The 1,339-nt window shown below is 68.0% G+C and carries 1 protein-coding gene; it reads right to left on the reverse strand.

Features of this window, described 5'->3' with window-relative positions; all coding sequences use genetic code 11:
* Positions 1 to 1,339, reverse strand: a 1,339-nt coding sequence (locus WAF18_RS17280) for an isopeptide-forming domain-containing fimbrial protein (protein ID WP_337246203.1), incomplete at both ends; no start/stop codon positions are given.

Here is a 1,339-nt window from a genome sequence, read left to right on the forward strand (position 1 = left end):
CTCACTGCCCGACGCCGGGTTCGAGCTCTTGCTCACCGTGATCGACGTCGCGACGACCGGATGTTCGGTCTCACAGGTCGTGCACACCGGCTCGGGGTCATTGCCGCCAGGCGGGGTGGTTGCCACGACGACGTTGCCCAACGTTCCGGTCGCATCCGCATTGACGGTCGCGGTGTACGTCAGCGTGTAGCTGCCCGGCAAGGTGCCGGCCGGCAGCGTGCAGGTCAGCGCACCGGTGCAGGCGAATGCGCCCGCATTGGTGACCGCGCCGAAGGTCAGGCCCGTGCCCAGCGTGTCAGAGAGCGTCAGCACTTCAGTCGTCGCCGAGTTCGCGACCGTCGCGGTCAGGATGTAGGTCAGCGTGTCGCCAGGCGACATCTCGCTGCCCGACGCCGGGTTGGAGCTCTTGCTGACCGTGATCGACGTCGCGACCACCGGATGCTCGGTCTCGCAGGTCGTGCACACCGGCTCGGGGTCATTGCCGCCCGGCGGGTTGGCCGCAGTCACGACATTGCCCACGCTGCCGGTTGCGTCTGCATTGACGGTCGCGGTGTAGGTCAGCGTGTAGGTGCCGGGCAGCGTGCCGGCCGGCAGCGTGCAGGTCAGCGCACCGGTGCAGGTGAACGCACCGGCGTCGGTCACGGCACCGAAGGTCAGACCGGTGCCGAGCGTATCGCTCAGCGTCAGCGCCTCGGTCGTCGCTGAGTTGGCAATCGTCGCGGTCAGGGTGTAGGTCAGCGTGTCGCCAGGCGACACTTCGCTGCCTGACGCCGGGTTTGAGCTCTTGCTCACGGTGACCGAGGTCGCGACGACCGGATGTTCGGTCTCGCAGGTGGTGCACACCGGCTCGGGGTCATTGCCGCCCGGCGGGTTGGCCGCAGTCACGACATTGCCCACGCTGCCGGTCGCGTCTGCATTGACGGTCGCGGTGTAGGTCAGCGTGTAGGTGCCGGGCAGCGTACCGGCCGGCAGCGTGCAGGTCAGCGCGCCGGCGCAGGCAAACGCGCCCGCGTCGGTGACCGCACCAAAGGTCAAGCCAGCCCCAAGCGTATCGCTCAGGGTCAACACTTCGGTCGTGGCCGAATTCGCGACCGTCGCAGTCAGGATGTAGGTCAGCGTGTCGCCAGGCGACACCTCGCTGCCCGACGCCGGGTTGGAGCTCTTGCTCACCGTGATCGACGTGGCGACGACCGGATGTTCGGTCTCGCAGGTGGTGCATACCGGCTCGGGGTCATCGCCACCCGGCGGGTTGGTTGCCACAACGACGTTGCCGACGCTGCCCGTCGCATCCGCATTGACGGTCGCGGTGTAGGTCAGCGTGTACGTGCCCGGCAGCGTG

It is taken from the genome of Luteimonas sp. gir (assembly GCF_037198055.1).
GTDB classification, from domain to species: Bacteria; Pseudomonadota; Gammaproteobacteria; order Xanthomonadales; family Xanthomonadaceae; genus Luteimonas; species Luteimonas citri_A.